At 68.4% G+C, this 23,485-nt stretch carries 6 protein-coding genes; 5 read left to right on the top strand and 1 reads right to left on the bottom strand.

What is annotated here, in order from left to right; translation table 11 throughout:
- The first annotated feature begins 10 nt into the window (after positions 1-10).
- The 5 genes from pks2 (AC5Y47_RS11575) to AC5Y47_RS11555 all read left to right on the top strand — a co-directional run bounded on the left by pks2 (AC5Y47_RS11575) (position 11) and on the right by AC5Y47_RS11555 (position 22,729).
- Complete coding sequence (gene pks2, locus AC5Y47_RS11575) at positions 11-6,322, top strand: sulfolipid-1 biosynthesis phthioceranic/hydroxyphthioceranic acid synthase (RefSeq protein WP_499944123.1); 6,312 nt, start codon at positions 11-13, stop codon at positions 6,320-6,322.
- A 569-nt stretch (positions 6,323-6,891) separates the two neighbouring features.
- Entirely contained in the window at positions 6,892-13,161 is a 6,270-nt protein-coding gene (gene pks2 / locus AC5Y47_RS11570) for a sulfolipid-1 biosynthesis phthioceranic/hydroxyphthioceranic acid synthase (RefSeq protein WP_499944122.1), read from the top strand.
- Positions 13,162-13,216: 55 nt separating this feature from the next.
- On the top strand, positions 13,217-14,662 hold the full coding sequence (locus tag AC5Y47_RS11565; RefSeq protein ID WP_499944121.1) for a condensation domain-containing protein: 1,446 nt from the start codon (positions 13,217-13,219) through the stop codon (positions 14,660-14,662).
- A gap of 533 nt (positions 14,663-15,195) precedes the next feature.
- Complete coding sequence (gene pks2, locus AC5Y47_RS11560) at positions 15,196-21,489, top strand: sulfolipid-1 biosynthesis phthioceranic/hydroxyphthioceranic acid synthase (protein ID WP_499944120.1); 6,294 nt, start codon at positions 15,196-15,198, stop codon at positions 21,487-21,489.
- A 4-nt stretch (positions 21,490-21,493) separates the two neighbouring features.
- Complete coding sequence (locus tag AC5Y47_RS11555; RefSeq protein ID WP_499944119.1) at positions 21,494-22,729, top strand: glycosyltransferase; 1,236 nt, start codon at positions 21,494-21,496, stop codon at positions 22,727-22,729.
- Here the strand turns inward: AC5Y47_RS11555 and AC5Y47_RS11550 are convergent.
- Entirely contained in the window at positions 22,726-23,481 is a 756-nt protein-coding gene (locus tag AC5Y47_RS11550) for a glycosyltransferase family protein (RefSeq protein ID WP_499944118.1), read from the bottom strand. The two genes, AC5Y47_RS11555 and AC5Y47_RS11550, sit on opposite strands and share 4 nt — an antisense overlap.
- Between the last annotated feature and the right edge of the window lie 4 nt (positions 23,482-23,485).

Raw genomic sequence — 23,485 nt, 5'->3', positions numbered from 1 at the left:
AAGAAGAACCGTGGATAAGACGCGCGTGACGCCGGTTGCTGTGATTGGGATGGCATGCCGCCTGCCGGGGGGCATCGATTCACCGACGCAGCTGTGGGAGGCGTTGCTGCGTGGCGAGGATTTCGTCACCGAGGTTCCCCCCGACCGCTGGGACATCGACGAATACTACGACCCCGAGCCTGGTGTGCCGGGACGTTCCCACTGCAAGTGGGGCGCCTTCATGGACAACCTCGGTGACTTCGATCCCGAATTCTTCAACCTTCCGGAAAACGAAGCCGTCGCCATGGACCCCCAGCACCGTTTGCTGCTGGAGACGTCCTGGGAGGCCATGGAGCACGCCGGTCTGACCCCCGCTCAGCTGGCCGATTCGCTGACCGGCGTCTACGTCGGGTTCACGCACGCCGACTACCAATTCGTGCAGGCCGAGACCGGCACCTTGGAAGGCCCCTACGGCAACACCGGGACCAACTCCTGCATGGCCTCTGGACGGGTCTCCTATGCGCTGGGTCTGCGCGGCCCGGCCGTGACCGTGGACACCGCGTGCTCGTCCGGCCTGTTCGCCGCCCACCTGGCCGCCCGCAGCCTCAATGAGGGGGAAACCGACCTGGCGTTCGCCGGCGGCGTCTACGCGATGCTGGAACCGCGCCGGTTCGCCTCGGGTTCGGCCAACGGCATGCTGTCGCGCACCGGCCGCTGCCACGCCTTCGACGTCGAAGCCGACGGCTTCGTCTCCGGCGAGGGCGTGGTCGTGCTGCTGCTCAAGCGCCTGCCGGACGCGCAGCGTGACGGCGACCGGATCTGGGCCGTCATCCGCGGCACCGCCGCCAACCAGGACGGTCACACGGTCAACATCGTGACACCGTCGGCCGACGCGCAGGAAGCCGTCTACCGTGCGGCGCTGACCGCCGGCGACGTGGACCCCGCCACCGTCGGCATGGTCGAAGCGCACGGCACCGGTACGCCCGTCGGCGACCCGTTGGAATATTCCAGCCTGGCCGCGGTCTACGGCATCGAGGAACCTTGCGCCCTCGGCTCGGTGAAGACCAACTTCGGCCACACCCAGTCCACCGCGGGTGCGCTGGGATTGCTGAAGGCGGTTCTGGCGGTACAGCACGGCGTGGTCCCGCAGAACCTGCACTTCAACACGATGCCCGAGCAAATGGCCGAGATCGAGACCAATCTCTTTGTGGCGCAGGATGTTACGCCGTGGCCGTCGCGTCAGGAGGGCACCCCGCGGCGGGCCGCGGTGTCGTCGTACGGCATGTCGGGCACCAATGTGCACGCCATCGTGGAACAAGCACCCGAGCCGGGCGCCACGCAAGCAACCGGCGCGGTCACCGGCCTGGACGGCGTCCTGGTCTTCCCGCTTTCGGCGAGTTCGGAGGACGCACTGCGCGTCACCGCGGCGCGGTTGGCCGACTGGGTGGACGCACAGCAGGACCTGAACATCTCGGATCTGGCCTACACGCTGGCGCGCCGGCGCGGACACCGGTCGGTGCGCACCGCCGTGCTGGCCGGCACCGCCACCGAGCTGCGCGATGCGTTGCGGGAAATCGCCGACGGTGAGGTCCCCTACCCGGCCGCGGTCGGTTCGGACAAGGGACCGGTCTGGGTGTTCTCCGGGCAGGGTTCGCAATGGGCGGAGATGGGCAAGGACCTGCTGGCCAGCGAGCCGGTGTTCGCCACCAAGATCGCCGAGATCGAGCCGCTGATCGCCGCCGAGTCGGGATTCTCGGTGACCGAGGCGATGACCTCGCCGGAGAAGGTGAGCGGCATCGACCGCGTCCAGCCGACCCTGTTCGCCATGCAGGTCGCGCTGGCCGCCGCGATGAAGGAGTACGGGGCGCAACCCGGTGCGGTGATCGGGCACTCGCTCGGCGAATCCGCAGCCGCCGTCGTCGCCGGGGCGCTGTCGCTGGAAGACGGCGTCAAGGTGATCTGCCGGCGCTCCAAGCTGATGACCCGCATCGCCGGTGCCGGGGCCATGGCGTCGGTGGAACTGCCTGCCCAGCAAGTGTTTTCGGAGTTGTTGGGTAGCGGCATCGACGATGTGACCGTCGCCGTCGTGGCCTCGCCGCAGTCCACCGTGATCGGCGGTGCCACCGAGCGGGTGCGCGAGCTGATCGCCTCCTGGGAGGAGCGCGACGTGATGGCCCGCGAGGTGGCCGTCGACGTGGCCTCGCACTCCCCGCAGGTCGAACCGATCCTGGACGACCTGACCGAGGCGCTGGCCGACATCGAAGCGCTCGAACCCGAGGTGCCCTACTACTCGGCGACGTTGTTCGATCCGCGGGAAGAGCCCTACTGCGACGCCTACTACTGGGCCGACAACCTGCGCCACACCGTGCGGTTCTCGGCCGCGGTGCAGGCCGCGCTGGAAGACGGCTTCCGGGTCTTCGCCGAGCTGTCGCCGCACCCGCTGCTCACCCACGCGGTCGACCAGACCGCCCGCGGCCTGGACATGTCGGCCGCCGCCCTGGCCGCGATGCGTCGACGCGAACTGGGGGCACCTCCCGCTTGCGGGGGACCGCTGCCGCACGGGCTGCGCGGACTCATCGGCGACCTCTATGCCGCCGGCGCGGCCCTGGACTTCGCCGCGCTCTACCCCGCCGGGAACCTGGTCGACGCGACCCTGCCGGTCTGGAACCATCGCCGCCTGATGCTGCTGGAAAGCACCGACCGCCTGGCCCACACCCACGCCGTCGCTGTCCACCCGCTGCTGGGCTCGCACGTGCGGCTGCCCGAGGAACCCGAGCGCCACGTCTGGCAGGGTGACGTCGGCACCGAGGCGCTGCCCTGGCTGGGTGACCACCAAATCCACGGCGCCCCAGCACTTCCCGGCGCTGCCTACTGCGAGATGGCGCTGTCCGCGGCCCACACGGTGCTGGGCGAAAACGCCGAAGTCCGCGACGTCCGCTTCGAGCGACTGCTGCTGCTCGACGAGCAGAGCCCGGTCGGGGCGACCGCGACCGTCGAGGCACCTGACGTCGTGCCGTTCGTGGTGGAGACGAACGAGGGCGGGGAACGTTCGCGGCGCGCGTCGGCGACGCTGCATGCAGCCGACGACGAGGAACCGGCAGTCCACGACATCGAGGCGCTGCTGGCGACGCACGCCAGCGCGGCCGAGGGCGACGACCTGCGCGACGAGTTCGACGAGCGCGGCATCCAGTACGGACCGGCCTTCGGCGGGCTGGTCTCGGCGCACACCGCCGAAGCCGGCGGGGACACCGTGCTCGCCGAGGTGGCCGTGCCCAGCTCGATCCGCTCCCAGCAACGCGCCTACGGCGTGCATCCGGCCCTCCTGGACGCCTGCTTCCAGTCGGTGGCCGCGCACCCCAGCGTCCGCTCAGCCGGCGGCGGCCTGTTGTTGCCGCTGGGTGTCGGCCGGCTGCGCGCCTACGGCCCGGCCCGCAACGCCCGCTACTGCCTGACGACGGTGACCCGCGGCGAAGCCGGCGTCAACGAGCTGGTCGCCGACATCGACATCCTCGACGAGCACGGCACGGTGCTGCTCGCGGTGCGCGGCCTGCAGATGGGCACCGGCGCCTCGGCGAGCAGCGAACGCGACCGCGTCCTGAGCGAGCGGCTGCTCACCATCGAGTGGCAGCAGCGCGACCTACCCGACAAGGCCGTGACCGAGCCCGGCACGTGGCTGCTGATCAGCACGTCGGAAGCCGCCGACATGACGGCCACTCAGCTGACCGACGCGTTGAAGGTGCACGACGCCGACACCACGACATTGTTCTGGCCGCTGCGAGCCGCCGACCACGAGACCCAGGCCGGTCGCCTGCGCGAGCACCTCAACGCGAGCGCCTGCCACGGCGTCGTCGTCGTCACCGCACCCGACCACGGCGACCCGGAACCCGGATCCGGTACGCGCGGCAGCGAGTACGTCGAGCACCTGGTGCGGATCGCGCGCGAGCTGCCCGAAATCATGGGTTACACCCCCCGGCTGTACGTGCTGACCCGAAACGCGCAGCCGGTGCTCAGCGACGACCGCGTCAACCTCGAGCAGGGCGGCCTGCGCGGTCTGCTGCGGGTCATCAGTGCCGAGCACCCGCATCTGAAGGTCACCCAGATCGACGTCGACGAGCAGACCGCCGCCGACCAGGTGGCCCGGCAACTGCTGCAGGCCGAGTCCGAAGAAGACGAGACGGCCTGGCGGCACGACGAGTGGTACACCGCGCGGCTCAACGCCACCCCGCTGGGACCCGACGAACGCCACACCACCGTCGTCGATCACCAGCACCACGGCATGCGCCTGCAGATCCGCACCCCCGGCGACCTGCAGACCTTGGAGTTCGCCGCGTTCGACCGGGTACCGCCCGGCCGCGGTGAGGTCGAGGTCGCCGTCAGCGCGTCCAGCATCAACTTCGCCGACGTCCTGGTCACCTTCGGGCGCTATCAGACGGTCGACGGACGGCAGCCGCAGCTGGGCACCGACTTCGCCGGCGTGGTGACCGCGGTCGGACCCGACGTCACCGACCTCAAGATCGGCGACCGGGTCGGCGGCACGTCCCCCAACGGGTGCTGGGCCACCTTCGTCACCTGCGACGCGCGCCTGGCCACGCCCATTCCCGACGGCCTGACCGACGTCGAGGCGGCCGCGGTCACCACTGCCTCGGCCACCGCCTGGTATGGCCTGCAGGACTTGGCCCGGATAAGGTCGGGCGACAAGGTGCTGATCCATTCCGCGACCGGCGGGGTGGGCCAGGCGGCCATTGCGATCGCGCGTGCCGCCGGGGCCGAGATCTACGCCACCGCGGGCAACGAGAAGCGTCGACAACTGTTGCGCGACATGGGAATCGAGCATGTCTACGACTCCCGCAGCGTCGAGTTCGCCGAGCAGATCCGCCGCGACACCGACGGCTACGGCGTGGACATCGTGCTCAACTCCGTCACCGGCGCCGCCCAGCTGGCCGGGATCAAGCTGCTGGCCCGCGGTGGACAGTTCGTCGAGATCGGCAAGCGCGACATCTACGCCGACACCAAGCTGGGGTTGTTCCCGTTCCGGCAGAACCTCTCGTTCCACGGTTTGGACCTGGGGTTGCTCTCGATCACCGACCCCGCCGCCCTGCGCGACCTGCTCAGCACGGTGTACAACGCGACCGCCGAGGGTGTGTTGCCGGTGCCCGAGTGCACCCGCTACCCGCTGGCCGACGCGGCCACCGCCATCCGGGTGATGGGTGCGGCCGAACACACCGGCAAGCTCATCCTGGAGATCCCCCATGCAGGCCGCAGCAGTGTGGTGCTGCCTCCGGAGCACTCCCAGGTCTTCCGCAGCGACGGCGCCTACATCATCACCGGCGGTCTGGGTGGTCTGGGGTTGTTCCTGGCCGAGAAGATGGCGGGAGCCGGTGCCGGCCGGATCGTGTTGAGCTCGCGATCCCAGCCGAGCCAGAAGGCGCTGGAAACCGTCGAATTGATCCGCGGCATCGGTTCGGACGTCGTGGTGGAGTGCGGCGACATCGCCGAACCGGACACCGCCGAGCGGCTGGTGATCGCTGCCACCGCCACCGGGCTGCCCCTGCGCGGGGTGCTGCACGGCGCCGCCGTCGTCGAGGACGCCGTCCTGTCCAACATCACCGACGAACTCGTCCGGCGCGACTGGGCACCGAAGGTTCACGGCGCGTGGCATCTGCACGAGGCAACCGCGGGCCATCAGCTGGACTGGTTCTGCTCGTTCTCGTCCGCGGCCGCCCTGGTGGGCTCGCCGGGTCAGGGCGCCTACGCGGCGGCCAACAGCTGGCTGGACGCGTTCACCCACTGGCGACGTGCCCAGGGGTTGCCGGCGACGTCGATCGCCTGGGGCGCCTGGGCCGAGATCGGGCGCGGCAGCACGTTCGCCGCGGAATCCGGTGAAGGTGACGCGATCGACCCGGACGAAGGCGCCTACGCGTTCGAGGCGTTGCTGCGCCACAACCGCGCCTACACCGGGTACGCCCCGGTGATCGGGTCGCCGTGGCTGACCGCCTTCGCGCAACGCAGCCCGTTCGCCGAATCGTTCAAGTCGGCAAGGGGCAAGTCCGGCGGTAGCAAGCTGCTGTCCAAGCTGATGGAGCTGCCTCGCGAAGAGTGGCCCGGTCAGCTGCGACGGCTGGTGTCCGAGCAGGTGAGCCTGATCCTGCGCCGCGCGGTCGACCCGGACTGGGCCCTGGCGGAGTACGGCCTGGATTCGCTGGGCAACCTCGAGTTGCGGACCCGCATCGAATCGGAGACGGGGGTACGGCTGCGCTCGTCGGATATCAGCACGGTGCGCGTCCTGGCCGACCACCTGACCGAGAAACTGGCTCCGGCACAGGACAATCCGGACTCGATCTGAAGGCGTGCCCGTGGCCGGGCGAACGCCGGGCAAACCTCGGGCAATCGGGGGCGGAAATTTTTTCGTTTTGACCGTGCCGACCAGCCGAAACGCCTAGCCTGATCAGTGCAGATCGGGCCGGCGCGGGCACGTTTCGCCGGTTCGGCGACGGTCGCCAGCAACCACGATCGCTGGTGACCGAATCGCCGTTCACCATCACGTTATGACTTCAAAACAGCAGCAGACAGTACGGCGGCGAGGTGCGTAGCGCCCACCGGGACCGGCCGTCCTAGCGGTCTGTCGCGCTTCCGAGCTGCTGTTTTAGGATCGAACACGGAGCTCTCCAGGTCACCGGGGAGCAATGTGATTGCAGTCACCTTCGCCGGAAAATTTTTGTACGTTCGCACGATTTTTCTACATGTGACGAACCGACCGGCTACGCTTCTGAATCGCGCTCGACGAAGTGGGCGTCGAAGTACGGGGGTCGGTGGGCGCGTTCACGGCTGCGGAACGACAGCAGCGCGGCGCGAAGTTCGACCAGGACTTTCCGAAGAGGTCTTGCAGCGCGGGTTAAGGAGTGACGTACGACCGTGGAGAAATCACACGCCACACCGGTTGCCGTCATTGGTCTGGCGTGCCGGTTGCCGGGCGGCATCAACTCACCCGACCTGCTGTGGCAGGCCCTCCTCCAAGGCGAGGACTTCGTCACCGAGGTACCTCTCGAGCGCTGGGACGTCGACGAGTACTACGACCCCGAACCCGGTGTGCCGGGGCGTTCGCACTGCAAATGGGGCGCGTTCCTGGACAACATCGGCGACTTCGACGCCGAGTTCTTCAACATCACCGAAAAAGAAGCGACGGCCATGGACCCGCAGCACCGGTTGCTGCTGGAAACCTCCTGGGAGGCCATGGAGCACGCCGGCCTGACCCCGCAGCAAATGCTCGACACCGCCACCGGGGTATTCATCGGCCTGAACCACGGCGACTACCAGTTCGTGCAGGCCGAGACCGGCACTCTGGAAGGGCCCTACGGCAACACCGGAACCAACTCGTGCATGGCTTCCGGACGGGTCTCCTATGCGCTGGGCCTGCGCGGCCCGTCGGTCACCGTCGACACCGCGTGCTCCTCGGGTTTGTTCGCCGCGCACCTCGCGTTCCGCAGCCTCAACGACGGCGAGAGCGACCTGGCGTTCGCCGGCGGGGTGTACGCGATGCTGGAACCGCGCCGGTTCGCCTCGGGTTCGGCCAACGGCATGCTCTCCCGGACCGGACGCTGCCACGCCTTCGACGTCGAGGCCGACGGCTTCGTCTCCGGCGAGGGCGCGGTCGTCCTGTTGCTCAAGCGTCTCGAAGACGCCCAGCGGGACGGTGACCGGATTCTGGCCGTGATGCGGGGTACCTCCGCAAACCAGGACGGTCACACCGTCAACATCGTGACCCCGTCGGTGGACGCCCAGGAGGCGGCCTACCGCGCCGCACTCGCAGCCGCCGACATCGATCCCAACACCGTCGGCATGGTCGAGGCGCACGGCACCGGCACACCGGTCGGCGACCCGGTCGAGTTCGCCAGCCTCGCTGCGGTCTACGGCACCGAGCGCCCCTGTGCGCTCGGGTCGGTGAAGACCAACTTCGGCCACACCCAGTCCACCGCGGGTGCGTTGGGGCTGATGAAAGCGGTCCTGTCCGTGCAGCACGGGGTGGTCCCGCAGAACCTGCACTTCAACACCATGCCGGACAAGATCGCCGAGATCGCAACCAATCTTTTTGTGGTGCAAGAGAACACGCCGTGGCCGTTGCGCGACGAGGGCGCCCCACGGCGGGCCGCGGTGTCGTCGTACGGCATGTCCGGCACCAACGTGCACGCGGTACTGGAACAAGCGCCCGAAACCCCGGCGCCCGATGCCGCGACCACCGCAACCGAGACGCACGGCGCCCTGGTGTTCCCGATCTCGGCCAGCTCCGAAGAAGCCCTGCGCAAGACCGCCGGGCAGCTCGCCGACTGGGTCGACGCGCAGCAGGACCTGAACATCTCGGACCTGGCCTACACCCTGGCCCGCCGGCGCGGGCACCGACCGGTGCGCACCGCCGCGGTAGCCGCAACCGCCACCGAGCTGCGGGACGCGTTGCGCGAGATCGCCGACTCGGAAACCCCATACCCGCCCGCGGTCGGGCAGGACGACAAGGGTCCGGTCTGGGTGTTCTCCGGCCAGGGTTCGCAGTGGGCCGAGATGGGCCGCGACCTGCTGGCAGCAGAGCCGGTGTTCGCGGCCAAGATCGCCGAGATCGAGCCGCTGATCGCCGCGGAGTCCGGCTTCTCGGTGACTGAGGCGATGACCGCACCGGAGAAGGTGAGCGGCATCGACCGGGTACAGCCGACCCTGTTCGCCATGCAGGTCGCCCTGGCCGCCACCATGAAGGACTACGGCGTGAGCCCGGGTGCGGTGATCGGGCACTCGCTCGGCGAGTCCGCTGCCGCCGTCGTCGCCGGTGCGTTGGCGCTGGAAGACGGCGTGAAGGTGATCTGCCGGCGCTCCAAGCTGATGACCCGCATCTCCGGTGCCGGGGCCATGGCGTCGGTGGAACTGCCCGCCCAACAGGTGCTGTCCGAACTGATGGCCCGCGGCGTCAACGATGCCGTCGTCGCGGTGGTCGCCTCCCCGCAGTCCACCGTGGTCGGCGGCGCCACCGAGACCGTGCGCGAGCTGGTCGCCGCGTGGGAAGAGCGCGACGTGATGGCCCGCGAGGTGGCTGTCGACGTCGCCTCGCACTCCCCGCAGGTCGATCCGATCCTCGACGACCTGACCGAGGCGCTGGCCGACATCGAAGCCCTGCAACCCGAGGTGCCCTACTACTCCGCGACGTCCTTCGACCCGCGCGAAGAGCCGTACTGCGACGCCTACTACTGGGCCGACAACCTGCGCCACACCGTCCGGTTCGCCGCGGCGGTGCAGGCCGCGCTGGAAGACGGTTTCCGGGTCTTCACCGAACTGTCCCCGCACCCGCTGCTCACCCACGCCGTCGATCAGACCGCCCGCGGCCTGGACATGTCGGCCGCCGCGCTGGCGGCGATGCGCCGCGAGCAACCGCTGCCGCACGGGCTGCGCGGGCTGGTCGGCGACCTGTACGCCGCGGGCGCCGCGGTCGACTTCGCGGTCCTCTACCCCGGCGGGCGTCTGGTGGACGCGACGCTGCCGGCCTGGAACCACCGCCGCCTGATGCTGCTGGAAAGCACCGACCGCCTGGCCCACACCCACGCCGTCGCCGTCCACCCGCTGCTGGGCTCGCACGTGCGGCTGCCCGAGGAACCCGAACGCCACGTCTGGCAGAGCGACATCGGCACCGAGGCGCTGCCCTGGCTGGACGACCACCAGATCCACGGCGCCCCAGCGCTTCCCGGCGCCGCCTACTGCGAAATGGCCCTGACCGCCGCCCGCACCGTGCTGGGCGACGCGTCGGAAGTCCGCGACGTCCGCTTCGAGCAGCTGCTGCTGCTCGACGAGGAAACACTCGTCGGCACCACCGCGACCGTCGACTCGCCCGGCGTGGTCCCGTTCGTGGTGGAGACGACCCACGAGGGGCAACGCACCCGGCGGGCATCGGCCGTGCTGCACGCGGTCGGGGAGGCCGACGCCGACGTGCCTCCGTCCTACGACATCCAGGCCCTGCTGGCCACCCACCAGACTTCGACCGACGGCGACGACCTGCGCCAGGACGCCGACCTGCGCGGCATTCAGTTCGGTCCGGCGTTTTGCGGCTTGGCCAGCGCCTCCACCTCGGACGCGGAAGACTCCGTGCTCGCCGAGGTGGGATTGCCGGTCGCGATCCGCTCCCAGCAGGGCGGCTATGGGATACATCCGGCGCTGCTGGACGCCTGCTTCCAGTCGGTGGCGGCGCACCCGGCCGTCCGCAACCTCGGGGGTCTGCTGCTGCCGTTGGGTGTCAGCCGGATTCGGGCCTGCGGCCCGGCCCGCAACGCGAGGTACTGCCACACCACGGTGACCCCGTCCGGAACCGGCGTGCAGGCCGACATCGACATCCTCGACGAGCACGGCGCCGTGCTGCTCGCGGTGCGCGGCCTGGAGATGGGCACCGGCACCTCGGCGAGCAGTGAAAGCGACCGCGTGCTGAGCGAGCGGCTGCTCACCATCGAATGGCAAGAACGTGAGTTGCCCGACAAGACCGTTACCGAACCGGGCAGCTGGTTGCTGGTCAGCACCTCCGAGGGTGCCGACATGCTGACTACCCAGCTGACCGATGCGCTCAAGATGCACGACGCGCAGAGCACGACGATGTCGTGGCCGCTGCACGGTGACCACGAAACCGAGGCGCAACGCCTGCGCGAACAATTCGAATCCGCTGCCTTCTCGGGATTGGTGGTGCTCACCGAACGGCAGAGCGGCACCGATGACTCCTCGATCGTCCGCGGTGCCGAGTACGTCAAACTCGCGGTTCGCATCGCCCGGGAACTGCCGGAGATAGTCGGGCAGTCACCCCGGCTCTACGTCCTGACCCGCAACGCTCAGACCGTGCTGAACCACGACGTGCCCAACCTCGAACAGGGTGGGCTGCGGGGACTGCTGCGGGTGATCGCCGCCGAGCACCCGCATCTCAAGGTCAGCTACATCGACCTCGACGACCAGACCGGTGCCGACAACGTGGCGCGTCAGCTGCTGCTGGGCACCGACGAGGACGAGACCGCCTGGCGCGACGACCAGTGGTACACCGCACGCCTGTACCCGAGTCCACTGCGACCGGAGGAACGTCACACCACCGTCGTCGACCACCGGGAACAGGGCATGCGGCTGCAGGTCCGCACGCCCGGTGACCTGCAGACGATGGAGTTCACCGCGTTCGACCGGGTCCCGCCGGGCCCGACCGAGATCGAGGTCTCGGTCACCGCATCGAGCATCAACTTCGCCGACGTGCTGGCGGCCTACGGCCGCTGCCCCACCTTCGACGGCAAGCAACCCCCGCTCGGCCTGGATTTCGCGGGCGTGGTGACCGCTGTCGGCTCGGACGTCACCGATCACAAAGTCGGCGACCACGTCGGCGGCCTGTCGCCGGACGGATGCTGGTCCACTTTCGTCACGTGTGACGCTCGTCTTGCCGTCACGCTGCCGGAGGGACTGACCGACGCGCAGGCTGCCGCGGTCACCACCGCCTCGGCCACCGCGTGGTACGGCCTGGAGGAACTGGCCCGGATCAGGGCCGGTGACAAGGTGCTGATCCACTCCGGTACCGGTGGGGTGGGCCAGGCGGCCATCGCGATCGCCCGCGCCGCCGGGGCCGAGATCTACGCCACCGCCGGCAGCGAGAAGCGTCGACAACTGTTGCGCGACATGGGAATCGAGCATGTGTACGACTCCCGCAGCGTCGAGTTCGCCGAGCAGATCCGCCGCGACACCGACGGCTACGGCGTGGACATCGTGCTCAACTCGGTCACCGGCGCCGCCCAGCTGGCCGGAATCAGACTGCTGGCCATGGGCGGGCGGTTCGTCGAGATCGGCAAGCGCGACATCTACGGCGACACCAAGGTCGGGCTGTTCCCGTTCCGGCAGAACCTCGCGTTCTTCGGCGTCGACCTGGCATTGATGTCGCGGACGCATCCCGCGCAGGTCCGTGGCCTGCTGAACACGGTGTACCGGCTGACCGCCGACGGAAAACTACCGTCGCCCGAGGCCACCAACTACCCGCTGGCCGAGGCCGCCACCGCGGTCCGGGTGATGGGTGCGGCCGAGCACACCGGCAAGTTGATCCTCGACGTGCCGCACACCGGTCGCAGCAGCGTGGTCATGCCGCCGGAGCAGGCCCACGTCTTCCGCGCCGACAGCTCCTACATCATCACCGGTGGTCTCGGTGGCCTCGGTCTGTTCCTGGCCGAGAAGATGGCGAACGCCGGTGCGGGCCGCATCGTGCTCAGTTCCCGGTCGCAGCCCAGCAAGCAGGCGCAGGAGACCATCGAGCTGATCCGCGCCATCGGCTGCGACGTGGTGGTGGAGTGCGGTGACATCGCCGAGGCGGGTACCGCCGACCGGTTGGTGGCCGCCGCCACCGCCACCGGGCTGCCGTTGCGCGGGGTGCTGCACGGGGCCGCGGTGGTCGAAGACGCCACGCTGCCCAACATCACCGACGAACTCGTCGAGCGGGACTGGACACCCAAGGTGTACGGCGCCTGGCACCTGCACCGGGCGACCACCGACCACGCACTGGACTGGTTCTGCTCGTTCTCCTCAGCCGCCGCGCTGGCCGGTTCACCCGGTCAAGGCGCCTACGCCGCGGCCAACAGCTGGCTGGATGCCTTCACCCTGTGGCGGCGCGCCCAGGGGCTGCCGGCCAGCTCGATCGCTTGGGGCGCATGGGGTGAGATCGGGCGCGGCAGCACGTTCGCCGAAACCTCCGGGGACGCGATCGACCCCGACGAAGGCGCCTACGCCTTCGAGGCACTGCTGCGGCACAACCGCCCGTACACCGGCTACGCTCCGGTCGTCGGATCGGCGTGGCTCACGGCGTTCGCGCAGCGCAGCCCGTTCGCCGAAGCGTTCAAGTCCGCCGGCAAGGGCCGCTCGGGCACCAGCCGGTTCCTTGCCGAGCTCGCGGAGTTGGACCAGGAAGAATGGCCCGCCCGGTTGCGCCGCATGATCTCCGAGCAAGTGAGCCTCATCTTGCGTCGCGCGGTCGACGTGGACCGACCGATCTCCGAGTTCGGGATGGACTCGCTGGGGAACCTGGAACTGCGCACTCACATCGAGTCCGAGGTCAAGATCCGGGTCACCACCACCGACATCACCACCATCCGCGGGCTGGCCGATCTGCTTTACGACGAATTGATGTCAAAAGGCGACATAGCAACACCCGCATGAGGTAAAACAGATCAAGCGCCGCTGTTCGACAGCTGGCTGATACGAGGAGGAACGTGTGATCATAGGTGGGGGATCCGCTGACGTCACGCTCGGCGTGGGAATTGTCTACGACTGGGAACCTGGTCCGGGTACCGTCGTGACCTGGAAGCCGACACCTGCGTCGATCGCAAAGGCCAAGCAAGCGCCGGTCGTCGACGCGCCGCCGAGTTTCATGCAGGCCGGCCACATGCGCGGTTACGTGGAATTCGGCGAGCGCGGGCTCGACTATTCCCGGCTGGTGATGGGCTCGTGGGAGATCCCCGGCAAGTGCGATATCCGCACTATGACGCACGTCATCAATGCCCACGTGCGCCGGCACGAAACTTATCGGAGCTGGTTCGAGTACAACGGCCCGAACGATATCGTCCGGCACAAAATTCAAAACCCGCGCGACATTCAACTCGCCCCGGTTCAGCACGGCGAGTTGACGCAGCCCGAATGGCGCAATCTCGTCGTCTCCACTCCGCCTCCGCTGGAATGGGACTGCTTCCGTTTCGGTCTGATTCAGCACGAAAATCACTGCTCGTTGTTCGCCATTGTGGACCACCTGCACTGCGACCCGGCCGTCGTTTCCTCGCTGTACGTCGAGATTCTGACGAATTACCGCGCGCTGCTCGAGGGCAAACCCCCACTGGTCATGCCCGAGCCCGGCAGCCACGACAACTTCTGCATCCGCGAGGCGAAGATGTCGGCCGAGATGACCTTGGACTCCCCCGATGTCCGCAAATGGATCGACTTCGCCGAGAACAACAACGGCGGACTGCCGGAGTTCCCATTGCCGCTGGGTGAGCAGACGTTGACCTGCGGTGGCGACATCCTGATTGAGAAGCTGCTGACCCCCGAGCAAACCGCGAAGTTCGAAGCTCGGTGCATGGCCGCCCAGGCCCGGTTCAGCGGTGGGCTGTTCGGCTGTGTCGCGCTGGCGCACTACGAACTGACCGGCCAGGAAACCTATTACGGAATGACTCCGGTCGACAAGCGCAATTCGCCCGAGGAATACCTTTCCATGGGCTGGTTCACCGGCGCGGTGCCTTATACCGTCGCCATCGACCCGAATTCCTTCGAGGAAACCGCCCGCTCTACCCAGGCGTCGTTCGACGACAACATGAGCATGGCGAATGTGCCCTACGAGCGCGTCCTGGAATTGGCGCCGTGGTTGAAGCGGAATTCGTCGCAGTTCTTCATGACGAATTACATGGACGCTGGTCTGCCGCCGCTTTCCGCGGTTGTCGCTACCGCGCTGAAAGGTGCGAATGCCACGGCCTACAACGACGGCAGAAACCCGGCTTACCTGTATTTCTCGGTAATCCGTCTGTTCGACGAGGTCTCCGTGATGGTGAACTTCCCGAACAACCCGGTCGCCCGCGAATCCGTCACCCGTTATCTCGAGGTGCTGAAGTCGGTGTTCGAGCGTGCCGCCGAGGGCCAGTTCGCGAACGCCGCAGTTCAGGTCGCTCAATAACGATCCGTTTACCCGGGTTCACGCTCCCGTCCTAGAAAGAATGCGGGAGCGTGAAACCGGAAAATGGTGGGCAAAAAGGTTTCGGATCGTACGTCGAGTATGAATTCGGAATTGCGCAAGGACGAATTGCCGCGCCAGCGAGCAAACTGGCGACAATTCCCCGTCCAGCGCCGGCCACCGGCCTGAGCCGGGACCTGAGAGCGCAAGCATATGTCGTCGGCAGCGCTGGCGTGGGCGTTTCGCAAAATTCGCGCACACCCGGTCGGCGGTCCCGCGGAAGGCGCGATCCGGCGCGCCGGGCCCCCGGGTGACAGGCTGGGACGGCCTTCGAATTTTTTGGTACGTTCGCACGAATTTTCCTCCTGCCCAGGACAAACCCGATACGCTGCTGAACGAACTGGGGGTGGCCCGGCGCGGGGCCCGACGGTCGCAGCGCCGCGGGCGACCCACCCCATGCCCTGAACAAATCCGCCGCCGAACGCCGCTGCGGGTCACTCGATTGGGCAGGGATATGGAAGGACGGGTAGACGACCATGGACAGGACGGGTGTCACCCCGGTTGCCGTCATCGGTATGGCGTGCCGGCTGCCGGGCGGCATCGACTCCCCTGAGCTGCTGTGGGAGGCGTTGCTCCGGGGCGACGACTTCGTCACCGAGGTCCCGTCGCACCGCTGGGACGTCGAGGAGTTCTACGACCCCGAACCCGGTGTCCCCGGCCGCACGGTCTGCAAGTGGGGCTCGTTTCTGGACGACGTCGCCGACTTCGACCCGGAGTTCTTCGGGATCACCGAGCGAGAAGCCACCGAGATGGACCCGCAGCACCGCTTGCTGCTGCAAACCGCCTGGGAGGCAATGGAACACGGCGGCCTGACCAGGAGCGCACTGACCAGCGTGCAGACCGGGGTGTTCGTCGGCCTGATGCACGACGACTACCTGTTCATGCACGCCGACGCCGACACCTTGAGCGGCCCCTACGGATACATGGGTAACAGTTTCGCAATGGGGTCCGGCCGGGTCTCCTACGCGATGGGACTGACCGGCCCGGCGATGACGGTCGACACCGCATGCTCGTCGGGGTTGTCCGCCGTCCACCTGGCCTGCCAGAGCCTGCACGACGGCGAGAGCGACATCGCCCTGGCCGGCGGCGCTTCGGTGACGCTGGAACCGCGCAAGGCCGCTTCGGGTTCGGCCATCGGGATGCTGTCGGCCACCGGGCACTGCCACGCGTTCGACGTGAAGGCCGACGGCTTCGTGTCCGGTGAGGGCGCGGTGATGCTGTTGCTCAAGCGTCTGGACGACGCCCAGCGCGACGGCGACCGGATTCTGGCCGTGGTGCGCGGTACCGCCGCCAACCAGGACGGTCGCACCGTCAACATCGTGACGCCGTCGCAGCCCGCGCAGGTCGCGGCGTACCGGGCGGCGCTGGCGGCGGGCGGTGTGGACCCCAGCACGGTCGGCATGGTCGAAGCCCACGGCACCGGCACCCCGATCGGTGACCCGATCGAGTACGCCAGCCTGGCCGAGGTCTACGGCGCCGACGGTCCGTGCGCGCTTGCCTCGGTCAAGACCAACTTCGGGCACACCCAGTCGGCCGCCGGAGCGCTGGGGCTGATGAAAGCGGTGCTGTCGGTGCAGCACGGCGTGATCCCGCAGAACCTGCACTTCACCAAGATGCCGGACAAGTTCGCCGATATCGAAACCAATCTGTTTGTGCCACAAGAGAACACGTTGTGGCCGATCGACGACTCGAAGACGCCACGACGGGCCGCGGTGTCCTCGTACGGCTTCTCCGGCACCAACGTGCATGCGGTGATCGAGCAGGCTCCCGCGCAAAAGGCGACCAAAGTCGTTGAGTCCGAGGCAGACACCCCCCTGCAGGGCGCGCTGGTCTTTCCGTTGTCGGCGACCTCGGAGGACGGACTCCGCCAGACCGCGGCCAGGCTCGCCGACTGGATCGACGACCAAGACGAACTCGACATCTCCGATCTGGCCTACACCCTGGCCCGGCGGCGTACTCCGCGTTCGGTGCGCACCGCGGTCATCGCCGAGGATCGCGCGCAGCTGACCGAGGCGCTACGTGCGGTTGCCACCGGCGACGCGCCCTACCCGCCGGCGACCGGGCAGGACGACAAGGGTCCGGTCTGGGTGTTCTCCGGGCAGGGTTCGCAGTGGGCCGAGATGGGGCGCGACCTGCTGATCACCGAGCCGGTGTTCGCGGCGAAGGTCGCCGAGATCGAACCGCTGATCGCCGCGGAGTCCGGCTTCTCGGTGACCGAGGCGATGACCGCACCGGAAAAGGTGACCGGCATCGACCGCGTCCAACCGACTTTGTTCGCCATGCAGGTTGCCCTGGCGGCGACGATGAAAGCCCACGGCGCCATCCCGGGCGCGGTCATCGGCCACTCGCTGGGCGAATCCGCCGCCGCCGTCGTCTCCGGCGCACTGTCGCTGCAGGACGGCGTCAAGGTCATCTGCCGGCGTTCCAAACTGATGACCCGCATCTCCGGTGCCGGCGCGATGGCCTCGGTGGAACTCCCCGCCGAGGAAGTGATCACGCAACTGGTGGCTCGCGGCATCAGTGACGTGGTGGTTGCCGTCGTCGCCTCTCCGCAGTCCACCGTGATCGGCGGGGCGACGCAGTCGGTGCGCGAACTGGTCGCCGCGTGGGAGGAGCGCGACGTGATGGCCCGCGAGGTGGCCGTCGACGTGGCCTCACACTCACCGCAGGTCGATCCGATCCTGGACGAACTCTACGAAGTGCTGGCCGATATCGAGCCGCTGCAGCCCGAGGTCCCGTACTACTCGGCGACCTCCTTCGATCCGCGCGAGGAGCCGTACTGCGACGCCGGCTACTGGGCCGACAACCTGCGCCACACCGTGCGTTTCGCGGCCGCCGTGCAGGCCGCGCTGGAAGACGGCTTCCGGGTATACACCGAGCTTTCCCCGCACCCGCTGCTCACCAATGCGGTCGACCAGACCGCCCGCGGCCTGGACAAGTCGGCCGCTGCGCTGGCGGGCATGCGGCGCGAGCAACCGCTGCCGCACGGCCTGCGGGGACTGCTGGGTGACCTGTACTCGGCCGGCGCCGCGGTGGACTTCTCGGTGCTCTATCCCGACGGCCGGCTGCTGGATGCGCCGCTGCCCGCCTGGAGCCAGCGTTCGCTGTTCCTGGCCACCAGCGGCTTGGATTCGGTCGCCCGTCGCAGCGCCCTGGTTCCCGCACATCCGCTGATGGGCGTGCATGTCCGGCTACCCGAAGAGCCCGAGCGGCACGTCTGGCAGGGCGAGGTCGGCACGGCGGCGCTGCCGTGGCTGGCCGATCACGAAATCCGTAACGCGGCAGCTTTGCCGGGCGCCGCCTACTGCGAGATGGCGCTGGTCGCGGCCCGCACCGTGCTGGGCGACGAGTCCGAAGTCCACGACCTGCGCTTCGAGCGCTCGCTGCGCCTCGACGACGTCACCCCCGTCGGCATCACCGCGACCTTCGAGGCACCCGACGTCGCCTCGTTCACGGTCGAAAGCAGCCAGGAAGGACGCTACGAGCGTCAGGCCACCGCCGTCCTGCACGCGGCCGACCCCGCCGACGAGCCGCAGGTGCACGACCTGACCGCGTTGCTGGCCAACCACCCGCGCGCGGTCGACAGCGACGAGATCCGTAGTTGGATGGGCAAGCGGGGTCACCGGCTGGGAGCGGCGTTCGCCGGGCTCGGCGGTGCCCACATCGCCGAGAACGCCGGCAACACAGTGCTCGCCGAGGTTTCGTTGCCGGGTCCGCTGCGCCCCCAACAGGGCACTTACGGGCTGGTGCATCCGGCGCTGCTGGATGCCTGTTTCCAGGCGGTGGCCGCCCATCCCAGTGTGGGCAGCGCGGTGAACGGCGGACTGCTGTTGCCGTTGAGCATCCGCCGGCTGCGGGCCTACGGTTCGGCCCGGCACGCCCGGTACTGCTATGCGACGGTGACGGCGTGCGGTGCCAATGGCGGCGCCAACACCATCGAGGCCGACTTGGACATCGTCGACGAGAGCGGCACCGTGCTGATGGCGGTGCGCGGACTGCAGCTGGGCACCGGCGCCTCCCCGGACAGCGAACGAAGCCGCGTCCTGGGTGAGCGGTTGCTGTCCGTCGAGTGGCAACAACGCGAGTTGCCCGACAAGCCGCTGACCGATCCCGGCTCCTGGCTGTTGGTCAGCATGTGTGAGGCCGCCGACCTGACGGCGACAGCGCTCACCGACTCGCTGAAGGTGCATGACGCGCAGGCCACCACGTTGTCGTGGCCGTTCGCCGGCGACCATGGGGTGCACGCCCAACAGCTGCGCAGCAAGTTGGAGGAAGGCGCATTCCATGGCGTGGTGCTGCTGACCGCCCCGCAGCACGATTCCGATCAGCAGTCCGCCGACCGGGGCATGCGGTACGTCGAGCATGTGGTGCGCATCGCCCGCGAGCTTCCGGAGCTGTTGGGTTCGCCGCCGCGGCTGTATGTGTTGACGCGCAACGCACAAACCGTGGTGGCCGAGGACCGGGCGAATCTCGAGCAGGGTGGCCTGCGGGGGCTGCTGCGGGTGATCAGCTCGGAAAACCCGCAGTTGAAGGTCACTTACGTCGACGTCGACGAAGCGACCGGCGCCGAGCAGGTGGCGCGCCAGTTGTTGCTGGCCACCGACGAGGACGAGACGGCGTGGCGCGACGACCAGTGGTACACGGCCCGGTTGCTGCCCACCCCCCTGCAACCCGAGGAACGCCACCGGACGGTCATCGACCACGAGCAAGCGGGGATGCGCCTGCAGATCCGCACCCCGGGCGACCTGGAGACGTTGGAGCTGGCCGCATTCGACCGGGTACCTCCCGGCCCCGGCGAGATCGAGGTCGCGGTCAGTGCGTCCAGCGTCAACTTCGCCGACGTGCTGGCCACCTTCGGCCGCTACCAGACCTTCGACGGGCGGTTGCCCGAACTGGGTCTGGACTTCAGCGGCGTGGTGACCGCTATCGGCCCGGACGTGACCGCCCACCAAGTGGGCGACCGGGTGGCCGGCCTGTCCAACAACGGTTGCTGGGCCACGTTCGTCACGTGCGATGCGCGGCTGGCCGCCGCCGTGCCGGACGGCATGACCGATGCCCAGGCGGCCGCGGCCACCACCGCCTACGCCACCGCCTGGTACGGGCTGCAGGACCTGGCGCGGATCCGGTCCGGGGACAAGGTGTTGATCCATTCGGCGACCGGCGGGGTGGGTCAGGCGGCAATCGCCATCGCACGCGCGGCCGGGGCGCAGATCTTCGCCACCGCCGGCAGCCCCGAGCGTCGAGAGATGTTGCGCGGCATGGGAATAGAGCACGTCTATGATTCCCGGAGCACCGAGTTCGCCGAGTCGATCCGGCGCGACACCGGTGGCTACGGCGTGGACATCGTGCTCAATTCCCTGACCGGCGCCGCCCAACAGGCCGGCATCAAACTGCTGGCGCTGGGCGGGCGGTTCATCGAGATCGGCAAACGCGACATCTACTCCAACACCCGGATGGAGTTGTTCCCGTTCCGGCAGAACCTGGCGTTCTACGGCGTGGATCTGGCGCTGATGGCCGAGAGCCACCCCGCGCAAGTACACGACTTGTTGAGCGCGGTGTACCGCCAACTCGCCGACGGCACCCTGCCGTCACCGGAGATCACCCATTACCCGATGGCCGACGCGGCCACCGCGATCCGGGTGATGGGCGCCGCCGAGCACACCGGCAAGTTGGTGCTCGACGTCCCGCATGTCGGGCGCAGCAGCGTGGTGATGCCCCCCGAGCAGGCCCCGGCGTTCCGAAGCGACGGCTCCTACATCATCACCGGCGGTCTCGGTGGCCTCGGGTTGTTCCTGGCCGAGAAGATGGCAGCAGCCGGCGCCGGCCGCATCGTGCTCACCTCCCGGTCGGCGCCCACCCAAAAGGCCTTGGAGACAATCGAACTGGTCCGCGCGATCGGATCCGACGTGGTGGTGGAATGTGGCGACATCGCCGAGCCCGGTACCGCCGAAAGGCTGGTCGCCACCGCCACCGCCACCGGCCTGCCGTTGCGCGGGGTGCTGCATGCGGCGGCCGTGGTGGAGGACGCCACGCTGCCCAACATCACCGAGGAGCTGATTCGCCGCGACTGGGCACCGAAGGTGCACGGGGCGTGGAATCTGCACGAGGCGATACAGGATCTGGAAGCGGATCGGCCGCTGGACTGGTTCTGCTCGTTCTCCTCGGCGGCGGCCCTGGTCGGCTCACCCGGTCAGGGGGCGTACGCGGCCGCCAACAGCTGGCTGGACGCGTTCACGCACTGGCGGCGGGCCCAGGGACTACCGGCCACCTCGATCGCCTGGGGCCCCTGGGGTGAGATCGGTCGCGCGACGTCCTTCGCCGAAGCGGCCGGGGATGCCATCGGGCCCGAGGAAGGCGCGTACGCGTTCGAGGCGCTGCTCCGGCACAACCGCGCTTACAGCGGCTACGCCCCCATCATCGGATCGCCATGGCTGGACGTCTTCGCCCAGCACAGTCCGTTCGCCGAGGCCTTCAAAGCCACCTCCAAGCACGCCGGCAACAGCAAGTTCCTGCTCGAACTGGACAAGCTGCCCCAGGAGGAGTGGCCGGCCCGGTTGCGGCGCATGGTCTCCGAGCAGATCGGGTTGATTCTGCGCCGGACCATCGACGTCGACCGGATGCTGACCGAGTACGGCCTGGATTCGCTCAGCAGTCAGGAACTGCGCACCCGCATCGAGTCCGAAACCGGCATCCGTATCACGGCGACCAACATCAACACGACGGTCCGGAGCCTGGCCGACCTGTTGTACGACGAGCTGACGTCCGCCTGACACGATGAAATTCGTCTTGGCGGTGCACGGCACGCGCGGTGACGTCGAACCTTGTGCCGCAGTCGGTATGGAGTTACTCCGTCGCGGTCACCAGGTCACCATGGCGGTCCCGCCCAACCTGATCGGGTTCGTCGAGTCCGGCGGGCTGACCGGTGTCGCCTACGGGCCGGACTCGGGCATACAGATCAACCAGGTCGCGGCGTTCGTGCACAACCTGACCAAAGCGCAGAACCCGTTCAACCTCGCCCGGGCGGGCAAGGAACTGTTCGTCGAGGGCTGGGCCGAGATGGGCAGGACGCTGACGCATCTGGCCGACGGCGCCGACCTGCTGATGACGGGCCAGACCTATCACGGGGTCGTCGCGAATGTCGCGGAGTACCACAAGGTTCCGATCGCGGCGCTGCATCACTTCCCGATGCACGTCAACGGCCAGGTCGGGCTGCCGTCGGTGCCGATGCCAGCGCAGCTGGCGCGTACCGTGGGCCGAACCTCCTGGCGGCTGTACTCCTACGTCACCAAGGACGCCGACCGCGCCCAGCGGCGGGAGCTCGGGTTGCCACCGGCTTCGACCGCCGCGCTGGATCGCATCGTGGCCGGTGACGCACCGGAGATCCAGGCCTACGACCCGGCCTTGTTCCCCGGGATCACCGACGAGTGGAACGGCCGGCGGCCGTTCGTCGGTGCGCTGTCGATGAATCTGCACACCGAACCCGACGACGAGCTACAGGCATGGGTCGCCGACGGCGCCCCGCCGATCTACTTCGGGTTCGGCAGCACGCCGGTGCAGTCGCCCACCGAGACCGTCGCGATGATCGCCGACGTGTGTGCCGAGCTGGGCGAACGGGCGTTGATCTACTCCCCCGGCCTGGATGCCGCGGTTCCTGATCACGTGAGACTCGTTGGGCTGATCGACTATTCGGTGTTCCTGCCGCGCTGCCGCGCGGTGGTGCACCACGGCGGGGCGGGTACCACCGCCGCGGGCCTGCGCGCCGGGATGCCCACGTTGGTCCTGTGGGACGTCGCCGACCAACCCATCTGGGGCGCCGCCGTGCAACGGTTGAAAGTGGGCACTACGCGGCGGCTTTCGCGGATCAACCGGAAATCTCTGGTGAAAGAGATCCGGACGATCCTGGCACCGGATTACGCGGCACGCGCCCAGGAGATCTCAAAGCGGATGGCCAACCCCGCGGATGCCGTGGCGCAGGCGGCGAACCTGTTGGAAAAGGCGGCGCGAACCTAATCCAGGGGGAACGACCTGTACCACTTGCGTCGATGAGCTGCGCCCATCTCGCGCAGGATTCCCATCGCAGCCAGCGGGCCCTGCGTCCGGTTCAACCCGCGGATCATCGCCCCGCTGGATCCCCAATGGTATTGGCGGCCACCGAAATGCGCGTTGGCGGTCTTGCGGCCGAAGTGGTTGATGTAGGCCATTTCCGTTGTGTACAAGCCGAATCCGGACTTACGCGCGCGCAGCGCCAGGTCGAGGTCCAGACCCCACCCGTAACGCCCGAAAGTGGACAGGTCCATACCCCCGACGGCATCCCAGCATTCGCGGGACATCACCAGTGCCGTCCCCTCCACGGCAGGCACCACCCGGTAGCGCGGTCGGGGAATGTAGTCCGCGGCGTCCGGCTTTTCCTCGGCCACCGCGTACGGGAACCCCGCGTCGAACATCGGCCCGACGATGCCCGCGTTGTCCGGCAGCCGCGTGTCGAGCAGAGCGGACACGAAGCCTTTCGAGATGCGGGTGTCGTTGTTGAGCGTCATCGCGTGCGAATAGCCCTCGGTGAACGCAGTCCGGAACCCGAGCTCACTGCCGCCGGCCCAACCCAGGTTCTCCCCCGGGGCGGTCACCCGCTCGTTGCTGATCTTCGGGTAATCCCCACGGTTGTCGACGATCAGATAATCCGCGCCCTCCCGCTCGAGGTCGGCCACCAGCGCATGCGTGTATTCGTGTTGACCGAACACCGGCACCGTAATCAGCAGGGACACAAGC

Source organism: Mycobacterium sp. NGS22 (assembly GCF_059813095.1).
This window is presented reverse-complemented; position numbering and strand designations above follow the sequence as displayed.